The organism is Aquabacter sediminis (assembly GCF_028863665.1).
Classification (GTDB): domain Bacteria; phylum Pseudomonadota; class Alphaproteobacteria; order Rhizobiales; family Xanthobacteraceae; genus L1I39.
In genome coordinates, this window is sequence record NZ_JARBFX010000002.1 from 369,646 (window position 1) to 393,105 (window position 23,460).

The window sequence follows — 23,460 nt, forward strand, 5'->3', positions numbered from 1 at the left end:
CATGGCTCAGGCCGCCTCCTCTGCGGAGCGGGCAGCGCCAGGGCGCTCGCCCGCATAGGCGTTGGCGATCAGGTCGCGGATGCCGTCGCGGGTGACCGGGCGCGGATTCCAATAGGGGTTCTGGACGGCGATGTCCGCCGCCCGCTCGATGCCTTCCTCGGGCATGCCGATCTGCGACAGCGCGCGCGGCACGCCCAGCGCCCGCACCAGATCGAACAGACCCTGCGCCGCATCGGGCGCGCCCAATGCGCGGGTGATGGCCGCCATGGCCTCGGGCGCGGCGGGGGCGTTATAGGCCACCGCATGCGGCAGCACGATGGTGTGGGTTTCCGCGTGGGGCAGGTCGAACGTGCCGCCCAGCGTGTGGCAGAGCTTGTGATGGAGTGCCATCCCCACCGCGCCGAGGCAGCAGCCGCACAGCCACGCGCCATAGAGCGCCTGGGTGCGGGCTTCCACATTGGCCGGCTCGTGGATGAGGATGGGCAGCGCCCCCGAGAGGGTGCGGATGCCGTCCTCGGCCATCAGCGAGATGACCGGGTTGCGGTCCCGCGCATAAAGCGCCTCCACCGCATGGGCGATGGCATTGACGCCCGAGGTGGCGGTGAGGCCGGGCGGCAAAGAGAGCGTGAGATCCACGTCATAGATGACGGTCTCGGGCAGCACATCCAGCGAGCGGATGGTGGTCTTCTGCCCATCCCGGGTCTCGCCCAGGATGGGGGTCATTTCCGAGCCCGCATAGGTGGTGGGAATGACCACCTGCGAAATGCCGGTGCGCAGCGCCAAGGCCTTGCCGAGCCCGGTGGTGGAGCCCCCGCCCAGAGCCACCACGCAATCCGCCCCGCTCGCCTTCAGCGCCTCCAGCGCCGCCTCAGTGACGGCCACCGGCGTGTGCATGGTGGCGCCGGCAAACAGGCCGGCAAAGGCCGCGCCGAGCTCCGCGCCCAGCTTCTCGCCCTCGGCCGCCTGCTGGGGGGTGGTGAGCACCAGGGCGCGCGTCGCGCCGAGCTTGCCCACTTCCGCGCCCGCCTCGGCGATGGCGCCCCGACCGAACCGGACCCGGATGGGCAGGGCTTCATAGGTGAAGGTTTCGATCATGGATCTGGTCCCGGTGGGGGATCGAAGCGGGAAAGGCAGGCCTATTGGCCGGCGAGAATGCCTTCATGGGCCGCATGGCCGTTGGCGGCATGCCCGTTGGCGGGGACGCCATCGGCGGCGGGGGCGGGATAATCCACCTGGAACCGGGCGATGCGGATATTGCCCAGCTCGCGGCGCACCCGCAGGTGCTCGGGATCGGAGGCATAGGCCTCCAGCGCCGCGGCATCGCGGAACTCGGTCACGAGCACCACGTCGCAGGCATAGTCCACGTCGGAGACGTCGAGGCCCACCTCGATGTGCGTCATGCCGTCGATGCGGCCGCGCAGCCCCTCGAAGGCTGTCTTCACCTTCAGCCGGGCCATGGCGCGTTCTTCGGGCGTGTCACCGCCCACGCGCCACATCACGATGTGGCGGATCGGTCCGGTCATTTGGCGTTTCCTCGACCCTATTGGTCTTTCGTTGAATGGGAGTTTTGCCTTGCGCCGAACGGAAATAAATCAGAATTTTCGGAACGCTCTTTTACGCGGGCCGCAAGAATGGATCGCCTGACCCAGATCGAGGTGTTCGTGAAGACCGCCGAACTCGGCTCGCTGACGCGGGCGGCGGAGGCGCTCGGCATGTCCACGGCGGCGGCCAGCCGCCATCTCTCCGCGCTGGAGGAGCGCCTCTCGGCCCGTCTTGTGGAACGCAACACCCGCCGCCTCTGGCTGACCGAGGCGGGGCAGGATTTCTTCCAGCGCAGCGGCACATTGCTCGCCGAACTGAACGAGGCCGAGGAGGCGGTGAACGCTCACACCCTCTCGCCCCAGGGGCTGTTGCGGGTGACGAGCTCGCTGTCCTTCGCCACCATCTATATCGCGCCCATGCTGCCGGAATTTCGCCGGCTCTATCCCAAGCTCAACGTGCATGTGGCGGTGGCGAACCGCTATCTGGACTTCATCGAGGCGGGCATCGACGTGGCCGTGCGCACGCGCCTGCACGAGCCGGACACCAATATCGTGGTGCGCCGGCTCGGCCGCATGCGCCGGGTGCTGGCGGCGTCCCCCGGCTATCTGGCGGAACGGGGCCGCCCGCGCGAGCCGGCGGACCTGACGCGCCACGACATGCTGGTCTACAACCTCGCCGCCGACCCCTTCTCGCTCCGCCTCACCAAGGGCGACCTGGAGCGCACGGTGCGCATCTCCGGCGCGCTCGACTGCAATGACGGCCAGGTGATCCGCGAGGCGGCGCTGGCCGGCCTCGGCATCCTCATCCAGCCCCTCTACATCGTGCAGGGGGACATCGAGGCTGGCCGCCTCGTGCCGGTGATGCAGGACTGGCAATTGCCCATGCTCACCATGAACATCGCCTACCAGAACCGCGCCCGCCTCCCCGCCAAGATCCGCGTCTTCGCCGACTTCCTGGTGGGCTATGTGCGCCGGGCCTCGCAGGCGGAGATCTGGTCGAGGTGAATGACCTAACGGCAGAACCTGCTCGCACATAAAACCGTCCAGACGGCTTGCGCACTATCCCTGCGGACAGTTATTCCCTCAAAAGGGAAGCCGATCCGGCAGTACTCATTGAGAGAGAATGAGTGATCAGTTCAGCCTGCACCGCAGGCTGATCGGCGCATGCTCTAGGACAAGGTATTCATGGATAACAACGCCCGATCCGAGCGCACCCGCGCCGCCGTCATCAAGGCCGCGCTCACGATCATTGCCCGTGACGGCGCCGGTCATCTCACCCTCGACGCCATCTCCAAGGAAAGCGGCATCAGCAAAGGGGGGCTGCTGCACCAGTTCCCCAACAAGCGCGCGGTGCTTGCGGCGCTGCTGGACCACCAAGCGGGGTTCTTCGCCGCCTTCTCCCAGAACTTTATGGAAGCGCACGGCGCCGAGTACGCCCAACCGCGCCTCGCGGCGCAGATCGCCACCTTGAGGGAGGTTCTCAAGGAACCCAATTCCCTCGCTTTCGCGGTGCTGGCGGCGGCCTCTCAGGACCCCTCGTTCCTGTCAACCATCCGCGACGGCGATGCCGAAACCATCGCCGCGATCCGGGCCGAAGCCGCCGCGCCCGACCTTGCGGTCCAGCACTGGTTCGCGGCGCGCGGGCTCGCCTTCTCGGTGCTGCTGGGCCTGTGCCCGCTCGATCCGGCAGAGCGGCAGAGCCTGTTCCAGCGCCTGCTCGATGGCCTGCGCCGGCCCGAACAAGGGCTGGGCGCCCTGGCCAAGCCCCGCCGGACGCGCAAGATCGGCGCCTGAGGCGCCGGCCTCGAGCGCAGAGCCGTCGCCCGGACCATATGGAGATCCTGCACGGACTTCCCCAGCGGACGCCTGCAAGCGATCACCCGCTTCACCCTCCGCAAAATGACGGGAGCACATTGCCCGCGCCTTCTCCTGACACCCCCGCAGGACGGCCAGCCGGCGAGGCTTGGGCTCGCGATGTTCGATGGTCAGAAGGCAGAGGCGCGCGCGACGCCGCGCCCGGCCGGAACCTTCGCCCCATGGCCCTTGCTTTCAACCCGTCTTGGGCACGCTCCAGTCCGGCCGAAAAAATCCCCAGTAAAACCGTCCAGACGGTTTGTTTTTCCATCAAGCTGAGCTAATGTCCCCTCGACCGCAGCTCGATGGCACGCGGACGTTATTCCGAAAATATCCAGGAAGGCGCTTCAGCCCATGCGAAGCCGATCTCTCAGCTTGCCCCTGCTTGCCCTAGCCAGCCTTTTGGCCGGATGCGCGAGCGAAGCGCCTGTCGCCTATCAGGGGCTCGCCTCGTCGTCGTATTTGGCCCCCAACAGCGCGGACACCACCGGGCGCATGCCGTTCCGCTATAGCACACAGGTGAACTGGCAGAGCTATCACAGTGTCATCGTCGATCCGGTGACGGTTTATGCGGGGCAGGAACAGCAATTTGGAGATCTCACACCGGAGCAGAAGGAAGAACTTGCCCGCTATATGCAGGAGACCTTCACGGCGAGCCTTGCCAAGCGCTTCAACATTGTGCGCATTCCCGGTCCCGGAACGCTGCGGATCAAGCTGACCCTCACCGGCGCGACGCAGAACACGCCCGCCCTCGCCACCTTGTCCCGCATCGACGTGGCGGGCCTTGTCTATAATGGCGTGCAGGCGGCGCGCGACGGAGAAGGCGCCTTCACCGGAGCGGTGCGCTACGCGGTGGAGATCTATGATGCCCGCAGCACCAAGCTGCTCTCCGCCTTTGTCGCCAAGGACTATCCGCCTCCCTTCGACCTGCCCGCGGGCATCGGCGCCTTGACCGCCGCCAAGGCGGGCATTGATCGCGGAGCCAATGCGCTGGTGGCCCAGCTGAAATAGGGAGCCGCTTCACGTTTCCCCGTGCGCCAAATGCCCCCGGCGCCGGTGGAGAGGAGCTGCGGGCGGCCCCGCCTGGCCGTCCGCAGCTCGCCTAACCCCTCAGGTCCTCACCCCACCCGCTCCTCCACCGTATCCAGCCGGTCCTCGGCGAGGTCGAGGGCGAGGTCTGGTGCAAAGGCGGGGGCGCGGTCGGGGCGGAAATGGGCGGGTTCCTGGGCGCCGCGGTCGATGTCCAGGTGGAAGATGTCGAAGCGGTTGTAATAGCCGACAACGTCGTGGAACTGCTTGGGCTCCACGCAGCGCTGGGTGTCGATGTCGGCATAAAGGATGCCCTCGTGCTCGCTCAGCACGTCGCCGATCACCTCGGCGGCGGGATCGAGCACCATGGACACGCCGCGCGGGGAAGCATCGATGATTTCCAGGCTCGCCCGATTGACGGAACCCAGCGCCTCGCGCATGGCCGCATCCACCACGCCCGAGGCGACGATGTTGAAGACCTTGGCCTCGAAGGCGTGGGCGCCGGCGCGGATCTCGATGGCGCGGCGCAGATCATAGGCGCCGTCTTCCGTCGGCGGGCGGGTGGGCCAGATGGGCGGGTAGGAGGAGATGTGCACCTGCTCGCCTTCGGCCATCAGGCTGTAGCGGGCGAGCGGATTGGTGTTCTCGCCGCAGATGAGCATGCCCAGGCGCCCGATGGAGGTGGGCGTCACCCGCAGGCCGCGCGCATCGCCATTGGCCCAGACCAGCTTCTCATAGAAGGTCGGCACCAGCTTGCGATGGTGGTTGAGGATGGCCCCGTCCGGCCCAATGAGAATGTTCGAGTTCCACATGCAGCCGATGGAGGCCTCCGTCCCCTCGGTGAAGCCGAGCGAGACGAAGACGCCGTGCCGCCGGGCGGCGGTGCGCACCGTGCGGATGGCGCCATCGGTGAGCTTCTGCGCCTGGGCGGCCAATGCCCGGAAGAAGTCATGATTATAGATGGGCGCCTGCAGCGCCGCCCAGATGGGAAAGCCCGGCAGGTAGGATTCCGGGAACACCACCAGCTCCGCCCCGCCGCGCGCCGCCTCGGCGATGAGGTCGCAGGCCTTCTCGGCCGACTTCTGGGCGTCGAGGAAGACGGAAGAGGTGTGGCAGGCGGCGGCCTTGAAGCGCGGATAGCGGGTGGTCATGAAGTCCCCTGTCGGGAAGGCGGGGCGCCAGCCCTCACGGATGGCGCGCCGCACGTGGCGGTTTCGGACGCCATTTGTGGGCGCACCGCGTGAGGCCGGGAACGGGGAATTTCCGCACAGCCCCTTGCCCTGAGCCAGCCTGAACCACCGCAGCTCGACCTTGTCCGCACAAGCCGGCGTGCCGCCTTGGCCGATCCATGCCGGCGCCCCGCGCCGCAGAGCCGGAACGCCTCAGAAGCAGTCATTCCTCTGCCCCATCCTTAAGCAAGCGCCGCCCGTTCGGGCAGATCTTTTGCGCAAAGGGCATTGCATCTTTTCATGGTATCGCTGGGGCGTCGCTGCGAACAGCATCAGACAAAATCAAACCGACCAGAGAGCAATGCCGGACCTCATCATCGCCCTGACAATCAATGGCCTGGTCTGGGGACTGATCGTCGCCCTGATCGCATTGGGCCTCTCGATCATCTTTGGGTTGCTGGACATCATCAATGTGGCGCACGGCGACTTTTTCATGGTCGGCACCGTGCTCGGACTGGTGGTAGCGGGAACCACGGGCTTCTGGATCGCCCTCATCGTGGTGCCCATCGCCGGCTTCATCCTCGGCCTCGTGATCGAGCGCCTGGTGATCCGGCCGGCCATCTCGTCGGCCTCGCTGACCATCGTGACCACGTTCGGCCTGTCCATGATCCTGCAGGAAGCCGTGCGCGCCACCTTCGGCGCGCAGGCCCGCCGCATGCCGCCGCCCATTCCCGGCACGGTGCATCTGTTCGGCATCGACTATGACATTTACCGCCTGTTCGCGGCCGTGTTCGCGGCGGCGGCCATCGTGGTCTTCTTCCTGTTCTTGTCCCGCACGCGGCTCGGCACCTGGATCCGCGCCGTGCGGCACGACCGGGAGACAGCGACCGCCTTGGGCATCCCGGTCACCCTGGTGTGCGCCTTCACCTTCGCGCTCGGCACCGCGCTGGCGCTTCTGGGCGGAGCCATCGCAGCGCCCATCACCACGGTGGAATTCCGCACCGGCGTCGACATCCTGCCCGTCTGCTTCATGGCCGTGGTCATTGGCGGCCTGGGCAATCTCAAGGGAACGGTCGCCGCCGCCGTGCTGCTGGCCATGATGGAGGGCCTCGTCACCTCGATCACCGACCCCACCATCGCCCGCATCGCATCCCTTGCGGTGATGAGCCTTGTCCTGCTCGTGCGCCCGCACGGCCTGTTTGCGGGAGCCACGCGATGAGCGCCCTCACCTCCCCGCGCCTGCCGCTCCTTGCGGGTATTGGCGCGCTCGTCCTTCTCGCACTGCTCGCCGCCGTGCCGCAGGTGCTGCCGCTGCTGGGGCTGGGCTTCTGGGTGAATGTGGTCGCGGAGATCCTCATCTGGTCGCTTCTGGCAGCCAGCGTGAACCTCTTGTTCGGCTATGTGGGATTGCTGTCCTTCGGGCAGGCGCTCTATTTCGGCTTCGGCATGTATGGGGTGGCCATCGGCATCTCCACCTTTGGCCTCGGATTGTGGCCGGCGCTGCTCCTGGGGGTGTTCGCCGCAACCGCCATGGCGGCCGTGGCGGGTGCGTTCGCGGTGCGCCTCACCTGGCACTACTTCGCAATCATCACCGTGGTCTTCTCGCTCATCTTCTATTTCCTCGCCATGTCCGCGAAGACCATCACCGGTGGCGATGACGGCCTATCCTTCAGCGCACCGGCCATCTTCAGTTCGCTGGGCCTGACGCTCACCGACCGTGCCACCCAGTATTATTTCATCCTCATCATCTGCGCGGCCTGCTACGCACTGATGGCGCTGGTGGTGGGAAGCCCGCTGGGCCTGCGCTTTGCCGCCGTGCGCGAGAATGAGAAGCGCGCCTCGCTGATCGGCATCAATGTCTATGCCACACGCTGGCTCGCCTTTGTGCTGGCAGGGTTCCTGGCAGGTGTCGGCGGAGCGCTGTTCGCCCTGTTCGGGCGCTATGCCTCGGCCTCCTTCATGTTCTACCACGTCTCCGGCGAGGCGGTGGTGTGGTCCATCGTGGGCGGGGCCGGCACCTTGCTCGGGCCTTTGGTGGGCACGGCATTGCTCATCCTCTTCCGCGAGGTGGTTTCCGGCTTCTGGGAAAACTACCTGATGGCGGTGGGCGCCATCACCATCCTGGTGGTCATCTTCGCGCCCAAGGGGCTGGTGGGCTCGCTCAACGGGCTGATCGCCCGCCTGCGCGGCCGCGCCGCCACCGCGACCGACGGGGAGTGAGCGCAATGGAAAACATCCTCTCCATCCGCGGCCTCACCAAGCGCTTTGGCGGGCTGACCGCCGTCAACAGCGTGGACATCGACTTCCCCAACGGCCGGCTCAATGCGGTGATCGGGCCGAACGGGGCAGGCAAGACCACCCTGTTCAACCTCATCACCGGCATGATCCCGCCCGACCGGGGGCAGGTCATCTTCGACGGCGACGACATTGCCGGCTTCAAGCCCCACCGCATCGTCGCTAAGGGCCTGTCGCGCACGCTGCAGATCAAGAGCGTGTTTTCGGGGCTTTCCGTCGCCGACAATGTGCGGGTGGCGGTGATGGCCCACGAGAAGATCGCAAGCCCCGTGCGTCCGGCGCTCGGCTATGCCGGCGTGACGCGGCGCGTTGAGGAGGTGCTGGAAGAGACCGGCCTCGCCCCCCATGCCCGCCGGCAGGCCGGCACGCTCGCCTATGGCGACGTGGCGCTGCTGGAGATCGCGCTGGCGCTGGCGAACCGGCCCAAGCTCCTGCTGCTGGACGAGCCCATCTGCGGCATGAGCCCGGCGGAGACGGAACGCACGGTGGCGCGCATCGTCGCCTTGTCCAAGACCACCCAGATCATCCTCATCGAGCACGACATGGAGGTGGTGTTCGCCATCGCCGACCTCATCACCGTGATGGCGGCCGGCGGCGTGCTGGCGCGCGGCACGCCGAAGGAGATCGCCGCCAGCATCGAGGTGCAGGAAGCCTATCTGGGCATGCCGGAGGACGTGGAATGAGCCCGGTTCTTCAAGTCGCGGGCTTGGCCGCCAATATCGGCCGCGTGCCCGTCCTGCGCGGGGTGGACCTGGAGGTGCGCGCCGGCGAGACGGTGGCCCTGCTCGGCCGTAACGGGGTGGGCAAGACCTCCACGCTGCGGGCCATTCTCGGGCTCCTGCCCCGCAAGGGCGGCGCTGTGGCCTTTTCCGGCACCGACCTCACCCGCATCGCGCCCCACAAGGTGTCGGGGCTGGGCATCGGCTATGTGCCGCAGGGCCGGGGCATCTTCCCGCTCCTCAGCGTGGAGGAGAACCTCTTTCTGGGCCTGAAGGCGGACCCCGATCCCGAATTGGTGGACGACATCTACACCCGCTTCCCCCGCCTCGCCGAGCGCCGGCGCCAGGCGGCGGGCACGCTCTCGGGCGGCGAGCAACAGATCCTGGCCATCGGTCGCTGCCTCATGCGCAAGCCGTCCCTGATCCTCCTGGACGAGCCCACGGAGGGCATCATGCCCAAGCTCGTGGCCGACATCCGGCGCGAGATCGCCGCCATCGCCAAGCGCGGGGTCTCGGTGCTGCTGGTGGAGCAGAATTTGCGCACGGCGCTTTCCCTCGCCACCCGCATCTACCTCATGGAAAAGGGCCAGGTGGTCCACGAAGCCACCCCCGAGCAACTCAACTCAGACCCGAGCACCGTCCATCGCTATCTCGGCGTGGCGCTGTAACGGGTCGCAACCTCCGGAGCGGATCATGACCCACATCAAGCCGAAGGCCGATGCGCCAGCCGTTCAGACCGGCCTCTCCCGCCGCAGCTTCCTCTCCCACGCCTTGGCCGGAGGCGTGGCCGCCGGCACAGCCTATCTCGGCCTCACCCGCGACCTCTACGCCCAGGCGAGCGGCCCCATCATCCTGGGCAATCATTGCGAGCTGACGGGCGGCTTTGCCTCCTGGGGCTACTGGCACGACAAGGCCGCCAAGGCTGCCGTGAAGCTCGTCAACGAACAGGGCGGCATTGCCGGGCGCAAGGTGGAGCTGGTGACGGAGGACACCGAATCCAACCCCGCCACCGGCGTGCGCAAGCTGCGCTCGCTGATCGAGCGCGGCGGGGCCAACTTCATCGTCGGCTCGGTGCATTCGGGCGTGATGCTCGCCTCCATCCCGGTCGCCACGGAGCTGAAGACGGTCTATTTCTCCGCAGGCGAAGCCACCGAAGCCACCGGCTCCAAGGGCACCCGCTATTCCTTCCGCACCGGCACCGACACCTATGGCCTCGCCGCCGCCGGCGCGCCCTGGGCGTTCGAGAATCTCGGCAAGACCTGGACCATCATCTCGCCGGATTATGCCTGGGGCCACAGCCACTATCAGGAGCACAAGGCGGTCATCGAGAAATTGGGCGGCAAGGTGAACCCGCCCATCTTCGTCCCCCTCGACGCCAAGGACATGGTGCCCTACCTCGCCAAGATCCCGCAGGACACGGAGGTTCTCTTCTCGGTCTTCTTCGGCGCCCAGTCCATTGCCTTCTACACCCAGGCCAAGACCATGGGCCTGGAGAAGACCATGCGCATGTATTCCATCTGCGGCACCATGGAGGCCATCGCCCCCGCCGATCTTCAGGGCGCGGCGGAAGGGGTCTATCTTGTGGAGAACTTCCCCCGCATGCTGAAGTACAAGGACGATGAATTCCACAAGCAGCACAACGTCATCATGGAGATCGACGATGTCGATGCCCGCGAGAAGACCTCCAGCCGCGTGATGGCCAAGAGCCATGCCTGGCAATCCTGGGAGAACGTCTTCGCGCTGAAAGAGGCTATCGAGAAGAGCGGATGGAAGTCCAAGAAGGACGACCTCCTGGTCATCGAGGCGCTGGAAGGGCTCCAGATGGCCAATTCGCTGGGCCATCCGCAGGGCGCCAAGCTGCTGCGCAAGGAAGACCATTCCGGCATCATCGACTGCTACATCTCGCAGGTGATCGACAACAAGCTCGAAGTGAAGAAGAAGGTTACCAAGGAAGAACTGCAGAAGGCCATGCCGCCCCGCGTGGACCTTTCCAAGATGCCGGCCTGAGCCCACATTGGCCGGTCGGGCGGCGGGCGCGTCCTGCCGCCGGACCGGCTCCCGGGCTGGACCGGGGGTAAGCGGGACCCTATGGTCGCGCCCGCAACAGAGGGGCGAAGGCCATGCGGACAGGTGCCAACATCCTGTGGTTCGTGCTGGGCGGCTGGGCCATGGCGCTCATGTGGTGGGCGGCCGCCGTGCTGATGGCCATCTCCATCATCGGCCTGCCCTGGACGCGCGCCTGCTGGGAAATCGGCCTGCTGAGCCTTGCCCCCTTCGGCCGCGAGGTGATCTCCCATGCGGAGCTGACCGGCCAGGAGAGCGGGGGCCTTGCCGCCGTGCGGCTGATCGCCAACATCCTGTGGCTGCCGCTGGGCCTCGTGCTGGCCATCGTGCATCTGGTGCATGCGGTGGCCATGTTCATCACCATCATCGGCATTCCCTTCGGCCTCCAGGACCTCAAGCTCGCCGCTTTGTCCCTCGCCCCGGTGGGCAAGCGGGTGGTGACCGTGGAACTGGCGGACGCTGCGCGCGCCGCCGGGGCGCGGACCCAGCTGGACCGCCTCCGCCAGGGCTGACGCCGCCCCGTTCAACGCAAAAGGCCCGCGGGGGAGACCGCGGGCCTTTTCATTTCGGGGCGGGAGAGGAGAGGCACCCGCCCCTCCCCGCCACAGCAGAACTCAGCGGGACGGCCTCAGCGGACCGGGCCGATATTGAAGATCTGGACGCGCCGGTTGATCGGATCGTCCGGCTTGGCCGGGTTCTGGAGCGCTTCCTGGCCGAGACCGATGGCCTCCAGCCGCGAGGGGCTGACCCGATAGAGGTTCACCAGCGCCTGAACGATGGCGTCGGCGCGCTCCTGGCTGAGCTTGAGATTGTAGGCGCGGGTGCCGGTGGCATCCGTGTTGCCCACCACGGCAAAGCGATAGCCGCGCAGGATGGGATCATGCATGGCATCGGCGATGGCGCCGATGGCCGCGTAAGATTCCGGACGGATGATGTCCGAGTTCAGGGCGAACTGAATCTGCACCGTGATCTGCGCCAGCGAGAACAGCTTCTTGACGAGGTCAGACTGGCTCACGCTGTTGGTGGGGCCGCCCTGCTTGGCGCTCTCGATGGCCCAGGTGCGCAGGGCCTGGGCGTCGACGGTGGGCGAATCCGTGGTGACGGCATTCAGGCCCTGGACGATCTGCGCATAGGAGGTGTTGGTCTGCGCGGCGGCCGGCGCGGCAAGGGCGACGGCGAGCACGAGCGCGCTGGCGGTGCGCCCGGCGGCGCGAAGGAAGTGCGACATGGATCGGAACTTTCCGTGAGCGTTGCGGGACGGGCCGTCAGTACCAGCCGGAATCAAGGAGCGACTGGAGGCAGGCGCCCTTGACCACCTTCTTGGCCTGCACCAGGCAGTCGCGCAGGTTGCCATCGCCAGGCTGGATGCCCGGGCAGAACTCCGCCGCCGTCGCCGCGCAGGTCTTGAAGACCTCCGTCTGCGCCGCAACGCGCTTGGAGATGGAGGCGATGACCGCCGCATAGTCGGTGAAGCACTGCTGGGGCACATTGGCCTGGTTGGCCTTCAGGCAGTCGACGATCTTGCCGCCACCCAGATTGTCCTTGGCGCAGTATTTCTCGATGGAGGGGCCGCAGCTCTTGGCGATGAGCGCGCCCGCGTCCGAATAGCTCATGGTCTGGGCGGAGGCCGCCCCACCCATTCCACACGTCACGGCCGCTCCCACGGCCAAAGTGGCCAACCACATCCTTGGCGTCATGATTCTCGCCCCTCTCCACGTTGGCCGGCGGCGGGGCGGAGTGCCCCCTTGCGCCGGCAATGGTCAAGCTCTGTCAGATCCCCCCGCGCGGCTCAACGCGGTGCTTTGCCCTGAGCGCCAGTCTAATCCGGCGCAGGCGTCAGGACACTGGACTTCCCCAAACAGCCAATTTTCGTCGGGGATGGCTTACGAGCTGCGCAAGCTCGTGGGCGTGCGCGCCGTCCAACGGCGCACCGCGCGGGTGAAGCTGGCGGGAGAGCCATAGCCCAATTCCACCGCTACGTTGCGAATCGGCAAGCTGGTCTCGCGCAGCATGCCCAGCGCCTGGCGGGCCCGCTCCTCCTCGATGAGGTTGGACAAGCGCGTCTTCTCCTCGCCCAGGCGGCGCTGGAGGGTGCGCGGGCTCATGAAGGCGAGCGCGGCGATCTCCGCAAGGCTCGGCTCGCCTCGCCCTGACATCAATTGCGGCAGGGCGGCGCGAATGGAGCCCGACAGGGTGCCATCTCCCCGCAGGCTCGCTCCCACGTCCAGCGGCGCCTCGGTGAAGGGCGCGGGTCGGCGCGGATAGGGGCGGTCCAGCGAGAGGCCAGGCATCACCGCAATGAGCGCGCGGGTGGCCGACGCCTCCACGGGGATGTCGAGATGCCCCGCCAGGGGGGCGAAGCCCAGCTCCGGATGCGGCACCATCTCCACGCGCGACAGGACAGACCCACCGGCGCGCGGTCCGAACAGGCCGAGGATCGCCGCCACCTGCGCCTGCTGCATGTAGAACAGGCTCTCATCATCCACCGGCACGCGGAAGACATGCCGCAGCGTGCCTTGCAGGGGCTCGGACGCAAAGGTCAGCATTTCGTGCGAGCTCAGATGCACATGGGCCCGCGCGATCTTCAGGCAGGCCTCGCGCGGGGTGCGCGCCGTGGCCTGGATGCGCCCGATCATGCCCAGCGCGTCCAGCCCGCCATGCCGCACCGCCCGAAAGGGAAAGTCCGGCCCTTCCCGCCGGCTGACATTGCGCACCAGTCGGATGCAGGACAGGAGCGGAATGGTCAGGCCCGGATCAGCGAAGCAGGACGGCGACAGGCCATTTTCCACCAGGCACTCTTCCACGGACCGGCCATGGTCCTTGAGCCAGAGGAGGAACGGGCGGATCGCGGCGGCACGCACAAGGGGAAGAAGAGTCGTCATTTCATCCAGGTCGATCGCGAAATCGGGGGAAGCTTTGCGGCGGACCTTAGGCGTGTTAGGCACAGTCCGTTTTCCATTTCACGCCAAAGAACCCCATGGAAAAGACCGACAGGGTTGCGCTTCAAAGAGTGAGCCCTGGCGGCGCGCTGCCCGGCCTTTTGCGCGAGCTGAAGCTCGATCCAGCGCCGCTCTTCGCCGGCCTGTCCTTCGGGGTGGGAGATGTGGTCAGCGATGCCAGCGTCCCCTTCTCGGAGGCGGTGATGCTGCTGGATCGGTGCGCCCAGGCGGCGGGGCTGCCGGAATTCGGGCTGCTGCTGGGCCTGATGAACGACCATCGCTGCCTGGGCCCGCTGGGCGACCTCATCGCGAGCGCGCCCACGCTCGGCCAGGCCATCGCCGACAATGTGGGCTACCAGGGGGCCAATTCCAGCGCCGCCTGCGCCTATCTCATTCCCATGGGCGATCTCTGGGCGTTCGGCTTTGGCATCTATGACCGCCATCTGGCCGGCGCGGAGCAGATCTACGCCATCGTGCTGGCCACCTCGGTCAACATGGTGCGCACGCTCAGCGGCCGGCAGGACCTGCCACTGGAGGTCCTTTTCTCCTTCGCCCCGCCGCCCCAGCCGGGCCGGTTCGAGCAGTTGCTGCGGGCGCCGGTGCGTTACAACCAGCCTTTGTCCTGCATCCTCCTGAGCCGGGAGGCCCTCGCCCTTCGCAACCCCCATGCGGACGCCGTCAACCGTCCGCAGGCCTTGGACCTCATGCGCCGGAAGCTGCGGCTCAACGACAAGTCGGTGGCGGACCGCCTGCGCCATCAATTGCGCCCCTCCCTGAGCCTGGGTGAAACGAGCCTTGCCCAGGCGGCGCGCCGCCTCGCCTTGTCGGCCCGCACGCTCGACCGTCACCTGAAGGAGGACGGCACCACCTTCCAGAGCGAGCGCGATCGGGTGCGCCACGTGATGGCCTGCGAATTGCTGGCGATGACCGAGCTGCAGATCGGCGAGATCGCGCTCGCCTTGTCCTACGCCACGCATTCCAGCTTCACCCGCAGCTTCCTGCGCTGGTGCGGGGAGAGCCCGTCCGCCTGGCGTGCGCGCAATGCCGCGCGCCGCACGGACCGCCCGCAGCCGGCCTAGGACACGCCTCCGGGCGGGAGCGCGAGAGGCGGGCGCGTGGGGAATGGCGTCCCTCACAGCCCGTCGAACCAGGCCTTCCAGGCCGTGATGGAGGTGGCATAGGTGCCGCGATGGGTGGTGGGACCCGTGGAAATGGCCTCCACCGCGCCATTGCCCGCCCCCATGGCCGATTGCCAGGTCATGGCAAGCCGGCCGAGGCCCGGCGTGATGACCTCATCCGCCTCCCCATAATAGTTGCGGACGGGCGTGCGGATGACCCAGCGATAGGCGGTGGTGTCCTTCAGGATCCGTCCATAGGCGGAGCGGGCGAAGAACTGGGTGTCGAAATAGTCCGCCCGCACCAGCTTGCGCAGGTCGGTGGGAATCTTCGCAGGGTCGAACGGGCGGTTCTCATAGGCGGCCCGGCTGGCCTCATAGGCCTCGTCGGTGAGCAGTGACTGGGCGAGGCCGGGGAGCCCGTAATAGGCCTCGAACGAGAAGGCGCTGAGGATGAAGAGCGAGTTCACCCAGCCCGCATCGATCCTGCGCGGAAACTGGAGGAAGCCGTTCATCACCATGAACCCGTCCACCGGCGCGCTGGCGGTGGCGGCCGCGGTGACCGGCACGCCCGCCGCCTCCAGCTTTTCAAGCAGGGCCATGGTGACGAAGCCGCCCTGCGACCAGCCGCCCAGGAACAGCTTCGGCGTCTCGATCTTCATGGCGGCGAGCACGGCCCGCGCCGCCAGCAGCATATCGAAGGGGGCCTGCTGCTGGCTGGCCTTGACCAGATAGCCTTGCGGGTCGCGCGATGTGCCCATGCCGAAATAATCCGCGCCGATCACCACATAGCCCTGCCCCCCGAACTGGGCGAGGGCGAGCTGGGTTTCCGGGGACTGGTCGGGGAAGGAGGGCACCTCTTCTTTCCCGTAGACGGTGCCGTGTTGATAGGAGAACAGGGGAAAGCGCGATCCGCCCTCATCGGGAATGGCCAGGAGGCCGGAAGCGGTGGTGGGACGATTGCCCTGTTCCGGGATCACGGAGGGATAGGTGATCCGATAAAGCGTCACGCCGGTGCGCGCCGGAGAATAGGCCGGCGCGACGCCGAAGAATTTGGGGGCATCCGCCGTCAGCACCCGGTTGAGGCGCGCGGCATCCCAGTGGTCGATGCGCTCATAGCGGACGCCGGTTCCCACCTCGCCCGCTTCCGGCAGGGGACCTGCCGCCCAAGCCGGACACGCGGCGGCGAGAAGCAGGCAGACAATGACAGCGCAGGCACGAACCAAGGCGACCTCCTCCGGGGGACAGGCGAGTCTTTCACGTGCTCCCGCACCCGTAACACCGCCTCAAGGGGCGGGTCGGGCGGATCATTGTCGGTGTGGCGCGTCGGGCAAAGGGGGGTGAAATAATATTAGGCGCCTTGCCTTTCCCGGAAAGGCGGTTGCGCTCAGGCGAAATACGCCATGATTCGCGCCGCCAGCGCCGCCGCCACCGCGCTCGCCACGACGCCCCACGCCATGTCGACGGCGGTGAGGGTCAGCGTCCAGCGATTGAGGGTGGCCAGATTTGTCAGGTTATAGGTTCCATAGCAGAACAGCCCGAACAGCGCGCCACCGGTGAGGGCCGCCATCCAGCCCTCCTTCAGTCCCGGCCAGGTGCCGGCCCAGCACAGGCCCGCCGCGTAGAGCAGGTAGAACACCACGGCCGGCGCCATGCGGAAGGGCTCCGCCAGGATGTCGCCCAGGATGGTCTTGTAGAAGCGGGCGCCCATGCTTCCCAGCCACACAGCATCGGCGGCCAGAAACAGGACGAGGGTGAGGACATAGGACAGGGCCAGGGCCATGGGCGTTCCGCGGGTTCGGCCGCCCCCGCGGCCCTCTCATCCCGAAACGCCGACGGCCCCTGATTGGATCACAAAAGCTTCAAGAGGCGCGCGGCGGGCGGGGGAAGAAGGCGGACACCCGGGCGCGATAGGCCTCGAAACGGGGTCCGTAGCGGCGCGCCATGTGGGCCTCCAGCGGCGGGATGCCTGACACCGCGATCAGCAGCCAGGCCATGAAGGCCGGCCCGGCCAGCGCCAGCCATCCCTGCGGATAGTTTCCCGACAGGTTGATCGCAAAGAAGGGATAGGCGCACCACACCAGCCATTCGAAGAAGTAATTGGGATGGCGCGACCAGGACCAGAGCCCCACGTCGCACACCTTCCCCTTATTCTCCGGATCGGCCTTGAAGCGCCGCAGGGTCTCGTCGGCCGCCCCCTCGCCCATCACGGCCGCGATCAGCACGAGCACGCCAAGACCGTCCTGGAGCGAAAGGCCGGGTGCGGGATTGCGCGCGGCCAGCAGGACGCAGGCCACCAGGAGCAGGCCGGCGGCAGCCTGGATCATGAGGAACCAGAACAGGCGGGCCTGGAAGCCTTCGCCCCATTCGGCGCGGAACCAGGCATAGCGCGCGTCCTCCGGCCCGCCCACGCTGCGCGCGCCGATATGGAGGGCAAGGCGAGTGCCCCATGCCGCCACCAGAAGCGCCACCAGGAGCTGGCGGCTCGTCCATTCCCCGTCCGTGCCAGCGGGCACCAGCGCGACGCCGATGCCGGCAATGGCGACGCCCGCCGACCAGAAGGCATCGGAGACGCCTGCATTGCCGTGGACGCGCTGCGTTCCCCAGGCGGCCGCCATCACCAGCGCGAGAAACACGCCGGCGCCCAGGAGGAGCAGGAGGACGGTCACGGTCGCGCCCTCACAGGCGCACGAAGGGTCGCATCAGCCAGCCGAAGGGGCCGGAGGGCTGGATCTGCCCTTCGAGCGCGATCAGACAGATGCACGGGTCCTGCGAATTGACCACCGGGCGGTGATCCACCGCCTCGTCGGCCTCCTCGAAGTCACCCGGCCCGAACGTGCCGCTTTCGTCCTCATAGGACCCGGACAGCACGCAGGTATATTCGCTGCCCGCATGGCTGTGCTGGGGCATCTTGCAGCCGGGCGCGATCTTTAGAAGGAAAGCCCGGCTGCCGCCATCGGACGGGACCAGCACATTGCGCGCGCTGACCCCCGGTCCCATCCAGCGCCATCGTCCGAGCGGCAGGTGGCGCAGGGAGGGAGGCAGTTCCGCCATGTCATTGACGGGCGGGGCCACCTTCACCGCCCCGCCATCGCTGTCGATGCGCGCGAGCGCACGGGCCAGCGCGTCCCCGGAAAGGTCCTCTTCCGGCAGTTCTTCCAACAGATGACCGCCCACATGGGACAAGGTGCGCACCCAGCTGCGGCTGTCCTGGCACAAGGCCAGATGAGCGGACACCACAACCGCTTCCGGCGCCTTCAGTGCTCCGGCGGCATAGGACAGCAGCGTCTCTTCGCTCGGCATGTGGCGCACGCTCATGACAAGTCCCCCAAAAGGGTCCGCAGCCGGGTCATGGCCAGACGCATGCGCGATTTGACCGTGCCGAGGGGAAGACCGAGGTCCTTGGCGATTTCCGCATGGGCCTTTTCCTGGAAGAAGGACAGGCGCACCACCTCGGCCTGCTCGCGCGGCAAGGTCTGGAGGGCGGTGCGGATGCGCCCGGCGGCGGTGGAGGCAAAGAACGCCTCGTCCGGCCGCGCGGGCGGGTCGGGAATGTCGGATAAGTCGATGTCGGGAATGCCGCGGGCGTCGCGCCGCAGACTGTCGATCCGCAGATTGCGGGCGATGGTGAAGATCCAGGCGGATGCCCCCGCTCGCGCGGGGTCATACAATTCCGCCTTGCGCCAAACGGTGAGCATGGCCTCCTGCGCGAAATCCTCTGCCGCCGCCGCGCTGGCCCCGGCTCGCATGAGCCAGGACTTCAGGCGCGGGGCGAAATGTTGGAACAATTGGGCGAACGCCTCCCGGTCGCGGCCCTGGGCAATGGCCACGATAAGACGCCCATGGGGGTCCGCCGCCTCGATGGGTGCGGTCACGGCGCCATCCGCGGCGGGAGTGTGGATCGCGTTCTCATTCATCGCCTTTGTAAACGGAAGCTGGGCGCAGGTGGATCACCCCACAGATCACGCCCCGGTGAAAATAATCCGCCCCGCTTTTAGAGCCAGGTCATCCAACCGGAACTTCGCCGCGTAAAAGATGGGCAAGTCGAGACCGGAGAGTGTGACGATGATCGAAGCCGAACGAAACCGCCCCCTGCGCATTGCCGTCGTGGGGTCCGGCATTTCGGGGCTCTCCGCCGCCTGGCTGCTGGCCCGACGGCATGATGTCACACTCTATGAGCGCGCCGAGCGCCTGGGCGGTCATTCCAACACCGTGCTGGTGGAAGAGGCGGGCACGCGCAAGCCCGTGGACACCGGCTTCATCGTCTTCAACACGCCCACTTATCCCAACCTCACCGCCCTGTTCGCGCATCTCGGCGTCGAGACGCGCGAGACCGACATGTCGTTCAGCGCATCGCTCAGGGGCGGCAAGCTGGAATATTCCGGCAACGGGCTGTCGGGCCTGTTCGCGCAGAAGCGCAACCTGCTGGCGCCGCGCCATTGGGGCATGCTGCGCGACCTGCTGCGCTTTTATCGCGAGGCCCCCGCCGATCTCGGCAAGCTGGCCGATCCCTCGCTTTCGCTCGGCGACTATCTGGCGCTGAAGGGCTATGGGGCGGCGCTGCGCGACGATCATCTCCTGCCCATGGCCGCGGCCATCTGGTCCACCCCCGCCCGGCGCATGCTGGATTATCCCGCCTCCGCCTTCGTGCGCTTCTGCACCAATCACGGGCTGCTCCAGGTGCGCAACCGGCCGATCTGGCGCACCGTGGTGGGCGGCAGCCGGACCTATGTGGAGAAGATGGCGGCGCAGATGCCGAATGTCGCCCGGCTCGGGCGGCCGGTCACGGCGGTAGAGCGCTCCGAGGGCTTCGTGCGGGTGCGCGACGCCGGCGGGGGCGCGGAAACCTATGACCATGTGGTGCTCGCCTGCCATGGCGACGAGGCGCTCGCTTTGCTGAAGGACGCGGACGGGCCGGAGGATACGCTGCTCTCCGCCTTCAAGTACGACACCAATCTCGCCGTCCTGCATTCGGACGAGGAGCTGATGCCCAAGCGCCGCTCGGTCTGGTCCGCCTGGAACTATATGGAACAGGACGGCCATTTGTGCGTGACCTATTGGATGAACAAGCTCCAGCACATTGAGGGGCGCCCGCTCTTCGTCACCCTGAACCCGCCGCGCCCGCCGCGCGCCGGAACGCTGCTGCATTCCGAGCTCTATGCGCATCCCCAGTTCGACGCCGCCGCCATCAAGGCGCAGCGGGCCATCTGGTCGCTGCAGGGGCGCCGGCGCACCTGGTTCTGTGGTGCCCATTTCGGCGCCGGCTTCCATGAAGACGGCCTGCAGTCGGGCCTGGCTGTCGCCGAGGCGCTGGGCGGCGTGCGCCGGCCCTGGCGGGTGGCGGACGAAAATGGCCGCATCCATGTGAACCCGGTGCGCATCGAAGGGCGGGAGCGGGCCGCGTGAACGCCCCCGCCGCCCTCTATCGCGGCATCGTCACCCATGCCCGCACCCGCCCGGCGGCGCACAGCCTGCGCTACCGCACCTTTCATGTGCTGCTGGATCTCGACCGCATCGACGAGGCGGCAGCCTCCTGCCGCCTGTTCTCCCGCAATCGCTTCAACCTCCTGTCCTTCCACGACAAGGACCATGGCACGGGCACGGGCCTTGACCTGAAGGGCGAAGTGCTGGGCCACCTCGACCGCGCCGGCATCGACCTGGAAGGCGGACCCATCCGCATCCTCACCATGCCGCGCGTGCTGGGCTATGTGTTCAATCCCCTGTCGGTCTATTTCTGCCACCATGCCGACGGCACGCTGAAGGCCGTGCTCTATGAGGTGTCCAACACCTTCGGCCAGCGCCATTCCTATCTGCTTCCGGTCGAGCCGGAACAAGCCGAGGGCGGCACCGTGCGGCAGAGCGTGGAGAAGGGCTTCTATGTTTCGCCTTTCCTGGACATGGACATGGCCTATCACTTCCGCGTCCGCCCCCCGGAGGGGACCGTGAAGGTGGACATCACCTGCCGCGACAAGGCGGGCGTCATTCTCCATGCCGCCCTTGCGGCAGAGCGGCACGATTTTACGAATTATTCCCTTTTGCAAGCCTGCCTGTCTCATCCCATGATGACGCTCAAGGTCATTCTCGGCATCCACTGGGAAGCGCTTCTCATCTGGCTGAAGGGGAACGGCCTGACACGGCGCCCGCCCGCGCCGGCCGAGGCGGTCACCATCCGCCCGGGTGCGGGGCAAGGCGCGACGAGGGAGGGACTATGACGATTCAAGATCGCGGCCCCCTGTCCTGGGAGACGCCTTCATCGCCGGCCCAGTCGGCGCCGCTCTTTGACCTTGCCGGCCCGCTTCTTGGGGCAGCGCTCGCCAATCTGGGGCGCGGCCGCCTTGTTGTGGAACTGCCATCGGGCCAGCGGGTGGAACGCACCGCCCCGCTCGAAGGGCCGGACGCGCTGATGCGCGTGCACGACTGGAAGGCCTTGCGCCGGGTGGCCACCGCCGGCTCCATCGGCTTTGCGGATGGCTATATGGAAGGGGAATGGACCACCCCGAACCTGCCCGCTTTGATCGAACTGATGGCGGTGAATGCCGACCAGATCGGCCAGACCTGGTTCGGCTCGCGCCTCTCGCGCGTCATGGAGCGGCTGCGCCATTGGGCGCGGTCGAACACCAAGCGTGGCAGCCGGCGCAACATCGCCTTTCACTATGACCTCGGCAACGATTTCTATGCCCTCTGGCTGGACCGGGGCATGCAATATTCGTCCGCCCTGTTCGCTGAAGGCGACGACCTGGAGGCCGCCCAGGCCCGCAAGCTCGATGCCATCGTGGAGCGCCTCGCCCTGAGAGGCGGGGAGGATGTGCTGGAGATCGGTTTCGGATGGGGGGCCGTGGCCGAGCGCCTCGCCCGCGACCATGGCGCCCGCATGGTGGGCCTCACGCTCTCGGAGCGGCAACTGGAATATGCGGCGGAGCGGCTGAAGCGGCAGGGGCTTTCCGCCGATTTGCGGCTCCAGGATTATCGGGACTGCGGCGGCACGTTCGACCGCATCGTGTCCATCGAGATGATCGAGGCGGTGGGCGAGCGCTATTGGCCGGTCTATTTCGCCAGCCTGCGGGAGCGCCTGAAGCCGGGCGGACGGGCGGTGATCCAGGCCATCACCATCGAGGACAGCCGCTACGCGGACTATCGGCGCGAGCCGGATTTCATCCAGCGCTACATCTTCCCCGGCGGCATGCTGCCCACCCCCACCATCATGCGGCGGGAAGTGGAGGCGGCGGGCCTCAAGCTCATCGGCCATGACGGCTTCGGGCTGAGCTATGCCAAGACGCTGGCCGCCTGGCGGGAGCGTTTCCATGCCGCCTGGCCGGATGTGGCGCCGCTCGGCTTCGACGAGCGCTTCCGGCGCATGTGGGACTATTACCTCGCCTATTGCGAGGGCGGCTTCCGCGCCGGCGCCATCGATGTGGGCCTCTACACCATCGCCAAGCCGGCTTAAGCAAGTCCGGCTTGAGCCAAGCCGGACGCACCAAGCCAGGGTGTGCCTGCGCGATCCGTGCACGCTCGGCGTGATCTTTTCCCAAGCGCGAGCGGAACCGCTGGCCTAAGGCCGCGTTTCCGCTCTCGCATGGAAAAGCCGCACCGCCATATCCTCACCGCCATCGGCACCTGGCTCGCCCGCCCGGAGGCCAATCTCCTGGTCGTGGCCTATACCGCCGCCTGGATCGTCTTCGAGCCGGAGACGCTGGACTGGCACGGCGCGGTGACGGTCCTCACGCTGCTGATGACCTTGTTCATCCTGCGCGTCGACCATCGCGACACGCAGGCCATCCACGCCAAGCTCGACGAATTGCTGCGGGTGAACGAGCGGGCGCGGGACGATATCGCCGATCTCGACGCGGAAGAGCCCGAGACCATCGAGCGCATCCGAGATGCCGAACACGGCCACCCCGCCCCGCCGCAAGGAGAGGTGCGCGCTCCGCGCTGAGCACCCATACCAAAGACGGACAAGGCCGCGCTTCCCAAGCCCTCCACCCCCTGTCCGCAACCCTCTTACATTCATTAACAAATCAAATTTTCCCGCCGCGCCTTGCCCGAATTTTCCCCGTGGGGGAGAGGCACGCGCGCTCTTGTCGCCTGCGACCGTTGCGCCTATAGATTTCAGTAATTTCTGAAATTTCCGCGATGACGGAACGCGCCGATGAACCTGCCGCCGCTGACCCAGTCCTTCGTGCTCCATTTCGGCGAAATGGGCAGCCGGTGGGGCATCAACCGCACCGTGGGGCAGATCTATGCCCTGCTCTATGTCTCACCTGCCCCGCTTTGCGCCGAGCAGATCGTTGACGCGCTGGGCATCTCCCGTTCCAACGTCTCCATGAGCCTGAAGGAGCTCCAGGCCTGGAACCTCGTCCTGCTGCGGCATCTCCCCGATGACCGGCGCGATTTCTTCACCACCCCGGACGATATCTGGCTGATCCTGCGCACCCTGGCAGAAGAGCGCAAGAAGAGGGAGGTGGACCCGACCCTCTCCGTCCTGCGGGAAATCCTGATGCAGACGCCATCGACCCCGGACGACACCTTCGCCCAGGAGCGCATGGCGCAGATGCACCAGATGATCGAGCGCCTCACCACCTGGTATGACGACGTGAAGAAGCTGGAAACGGCGCGCCTTGCCGCCCTGCTCTCGCTCGGCGCCAAGGTCACACGGCTGTTGGAGGCCAAGGACAAGGTGGTCTCCCTCACCCGTCCGCGCCGGCGCGCGGCCTCCGCCAAGCCGCAGGAGTGACGTT

General features: G+C 67.1%; 25 protein-coding genes and 1 pseudogene. 15 read left to right on the top strand and 11 right to left on the bottom strand.

The features are described from left to right. Positions 1-6 precede the first annotated feature (6 nt). Both PV781_RS04675 and PV781_RS04680 read right to left on the bottom strand, forming a co-directional pair. A complete protein-coding gene (locus PV781_RS04675; protein WP_274774456.1) occupies positions 7-1,095 on the bottom strand; it encodes a maleylacetate reductase in 1,089 nt (362 codons plus the stop codon). Positions 1,096-1,220: 125 nt separating this feature from the next. Beyond that, positions 1,221-1,523, bottom strand: a pseudogene (locus tag PV781_RS04680) (Dabb family protein); the annotation flags it as partial. 108 nt (positions 1,524-1,631) lie between these two features. Here PV781_RS04680 and PV781_RS04685 point away from each other — a divergent pair. The 3 genes from PV781_RS04685 (at position 1,632) to PV781_RS04695 (ending at position 4,406) form a co-directional block, all read left to right on the top strand. After that, positions 1,632-2,546 (top strand): LysR family transcriptional regulator, encoded by a 915-nt coding sequence (locus PV781_RS04685; RefSeq protein WP_209104799.1) that lies wholly within the window; start codon positions 1,632-1,634, stop codon positions 2,544-2,546. 180 nt (positions 2,547-2,726) lie between these two features. Beyond that, positions 2,727-3,335, top strand: a complete 609-nt coding sequence (locus tag PV781_RS04690; protein WP_274774458.1) for a TetR/AcrR family transcriptional regulator — start codon at positions 2,727-2,729, stop codon at positions 3,333-3,335. A 414-nt stretch (positions 3,336-3,749) separates the two neighbouring features. Next, the gene (locus PV781_RS04695; RefSeq protein ID WP_274774459.1) at positions 3,750-4,406 is read left to right on the top strand and encodes a DUF3313 domain-containing protein; all 657 of its coding nucleotides are present in this window, start codon (positions 3,750-3,752) and stop codon (positions 4,404-4,406) included. A 107-nt stretch (positions 4,407-4,513) separates the two neighbouring features. Here PV781_RS04695 and PV781_RS04700 read toward each other — a convergent pair whose 3' ends face one another. Continuing rightward, positions 4,514-5,575 carry a carbon-nitrogen hydrolase family protein gene (locus PV781_RS04700; protein WP_274774460.1) on the bottom strand — a complete coding sequence of 354 codons (1,062 nt, stop codon included), beginning with the start codon at positions 5,573-5,575 and terminating at the stop codon, positions 4,514-4,516. A gap of 379 nt (positions 5,576-5,954) precedes the next feature. Here PV781_RS04700 and PV781_RS04705 point away from each other — a divergent pair, with 379 nt between their 5' ends. The 6 genes from PV781_RS04705 (at position 5,955) to PV781_RS04730 (ending at position 11,183) form a co-directional block, all read left to right on the top strand. Then, positions 5,955-6,812 (top strand): branched-chain amino acid ABC transporter permease, encoded by an 858-nt coding sequence (locus PV781_RS04705; protein ID WP_274774461.1) that lies wholly within the window; start codon positions 5,955-5,957, stop codon positions 6,810-6,812. Further along, the gene (locus tag PV781_RS04710) at positions 6,809-7,813 is read left to right on the top strand and encodes a branched-chain amino acid ABC transporter permease (protein ID WP_274774462.1); all 1,005 of its coding nucleotides are present in this window, start codon (positions 6,809-6,811) and stop codon (positions 7,811-7,813) included. The genes PV781_RS04705 and PV781_RS04710 overlap by 4 nt, the downstream gene beginning before the upstream one ends. A 5-nt stretch (positions 7,814-7,818) precedes the next feature. After that, entirely contained in the window at positions 7,819-8,571 is a 753-nt protein-coding gene (locus tag PV781_RS04715; protein WP_274774463.1) for an ABC transporter ATP-binding protein, read from the top strand. Further along, on the top strand, positions 8,568-9,275 hold the full coding sequence (locus PV781_RS04720) for an ABC transporter ATP-binding protein (protein ID WP_209104804.1): 708 nt from the start codon (positions 8,568-8,570) through the stop codon (positions 9,273-9,275). The genes PV781_RS04715 and PV781_RS04720 overlap by 4 nt, the downstream gene beginning before the upstream one ends. Positions 9,276-9,300: 25 nt before the next feature. Then, on the top strand, positions 9,301-10,614 hold the full coding sequence (locus tag PV781_RS04725; protein ID WP_274774464.1) for an ABC transporter substrate-binding protein: 1,314 nt from the start codon (positions 9,301-9,303) through the stop codon (positions 10,612-10,614). A 113-nt stretch (positions 10,615-10,727) separates the two neighbouring features. Continuing rightward, positions 10,728-11,183 (top strand): YccF domain-containing protein, encoded by a 456-nt coding sequence (locus PV781_RS04730; RefSeq protein WP_274774465.1) that lies wholly within the window; start codon positions 10,728-10,730, stop codon positions 11,181-11,183. A 116-nt stretch (positions 11,184-11,299) separates the two neighbouring features. On the opposite strand, the gene PV781_RS04735 is transcribed toward PV781_RS04730, so the two are convergent. From PV781_RS04735 to PV781_RS04745, 3 genes are all read right to left on the bottom strand, one after another. Further along, on the bottom strand, positions 11,300-11,899 hold the full coding sequence (locus PV781_RS04735) for an OmpA family protein (RefSeq protein WP_274774466.1): 600 nt from the start codon (positions 11,897-11,899) through the stop codon (positions 11,300-11,302). A gap of 37 nt (positions 11,900-11,936) precedes the next feature. Then, a complete protein-coding gene (locus tag PV781_RS04740; RefSeq protein ID WP_274774467.1) occupies positions 11,937-12,323 on the bottom strand; it encodes a hypothetical protein in 387 nt (128 codons plus the stop codon). Between the two features lie 231 nt (positions 12,324-12,554). After that, complete coding sequence (locus tag PV781_RS04745; RefSeq protein ID WP_274774468.1) at positions 12,555-13,553, bottom strand: helix-turn-helix domain-containing protein; 999 nt, start codon at positions 13,551-13,553, stop codon at positions 12,555-12,557. Positions 13,554-13,648: 95 nt separating this feature from the next. Here PV781_RS04745 and PV781_RS04750 point away from each other — a divergent pair, with 95 nt between their 5' ends. After that, positions 13,649-14,689: an AraC family transcriptional regulator gene (locus tag PV781_RS04750; protein WP_274774469.1), complete on the top strand. Its 1,041-nt coding sequence runs from the start codon at positions 13,649-13,651 to the stop codon at positions 14,687-14,689. 53 nt (positions 14,690-14,742) lie between these two features. Here the strand turns inward: PV781_RS04750 and PV781_RS04755 are convergent, their stop codons facing one another. The 5 genes from PV781_RS04755 to PV781_RS04775 form a co-directional block, all read right to left on the bottom strand. Beyond that, a complete protein-coding gene (locus tag PV781_RS04755; RefSeq protein ID WP_425532356.1) occupies positions 14,743-15,951 on the bottom strand; it encodes an alpha/beta hydrolase family protein in 1,209 nt (402 codons plus the stop codon). A gap of 161 nt (positions 15,952-16,112) precedes the next feature. Further along, positions 16,113-16,508 carry a DUF2177 family protein gene (locus tag PV781_RS04760; RefSeq protein WP_274774470.1) on the bottom strand — a complete coding sequence of 132 codons (396 nt, stop codon included), beginning with the start codon at positions 16,506-16,508 and terminating at the stop codon, positions 16,113-16,115. A gap of 79 nt (positions 16,509-16,587) precedes the next feature. Continuing rightward, the gene (locus tag PV781_RS04765) at positions 16,588-17,394 is read right to left on the bottom strand and encodes a DUF1295 domain-containing protein (protein WP_274774471.1); all 807 of its coding nucleotides are present in this window, start codon (positions 17,392-17,394) and stop codon (positions 16,588-16,590) included. A gap of 10 nt (positions 17,395-17,404) precedes the next feature. Then, a complete protein-coding gene (chrR, locus tag PV781_RS04770; protein WP_274774472.1) occupies positions 17,405-18,043 on the bottom strand; it encodes a cadmium/peroxide/UV radiation responsive anti-sigma factor ChrR in 639 nt (212 codons plus the stop codon). After that, positions 18,040-18,600 carry a sigma-70 family RNA polymerase sigma factor gene (locus tag PV781_RS04775; protein WP_274774473.1) on the bottom strand — a complete coding sequence of 187 codons (561 nt, stop codon included), beginning with the start codon at positions 18,598-18,600 and terminating at the stop codon, positions 18,040-18,042. The genes chrR and PV781_RS04775 overlap by 4 nt, the downstream gene beginning before the upstream one ends. A 190-nt stretch (positions 18,601-18,790) precedes the next feature. Between PV781_RS04775 and PV781_RS04780 the strand changes: the two genes are divergently transcribed. The 5 genes from PV781_RS04780 to PV781_RS04800 all read left to right on the top strand — a co-directional run bounded on the left by PV781_RS04780 (position 18,791) and on the right by PV781_RS04800 (position 23,456). Beyond that, on the top strand, positions 18,791-20,131 hold the full coding sequence (locus tag PV781_RS04780) for an NAD(P)/FAD-dependent oxidoreductase (protein WP_274774474.1): 1,341 nt from the start codon (positions 18,791-18,793) through the stop codon (positions 20,129-20,131). Continuing rightward, positions 20,128-20,937 (top strand): DUF1365 domain-containing protein, encoded by an 810-nt coding sequence (locus tag PV781_RS04785; protein ID WP_274774475.1) that lies wholly within the window; start codon positions 20,128-20,130, stop codon positions 20,935-20,937. Before PV781_RS04780 ends, PV781_RS04785 begins: the two co-directional genes overlap by 4 nt. Continuing rightward, on the top strand, positions 20,934-22,169 hold the full coding sequence (locus tag PV781_RS04790; RefSeq protein ID WP_274774476.1) for an SAM-dependent methyltransferase: 1,236 nt from the start codon (positions 20,934-20,936) through the stop codon (positions 22,167-22,169). The genes PV781_RS04785 and PV781_RS04790 overlap by 4 nt, the downstream gene beginning before the upstream one ends. Before the next feature lie 129 nt (positions 22,170-22,298). Continuing rightward, positions 22,299-22,658 carry a low affinity iron permease family protein gene (locus tag PV781_RS04795; RefSeq protein ID WP_274774477.1) on the top strand — a complete coding sequence of 120 codons (360 nt, stop codon included), beginning with the start codon at positions 22,299-22,301 and terminating at the stop codon, positions 22,656-22,658. A 213-nt stretch (positions 22,659-22,871) separates the two neighbouring features. Continuing rightward, entirely contained in the window at positions 22,872-23,456 is a 585-nt protein-coding gene (locus tag PV781_RS04800) for a GbsR/MarR family transcriptional regulator (RefSeq protein WP_274774478.1), read from the top strand. Positions 23,457-23,460 lie beyond the last annotated feature (4 nt).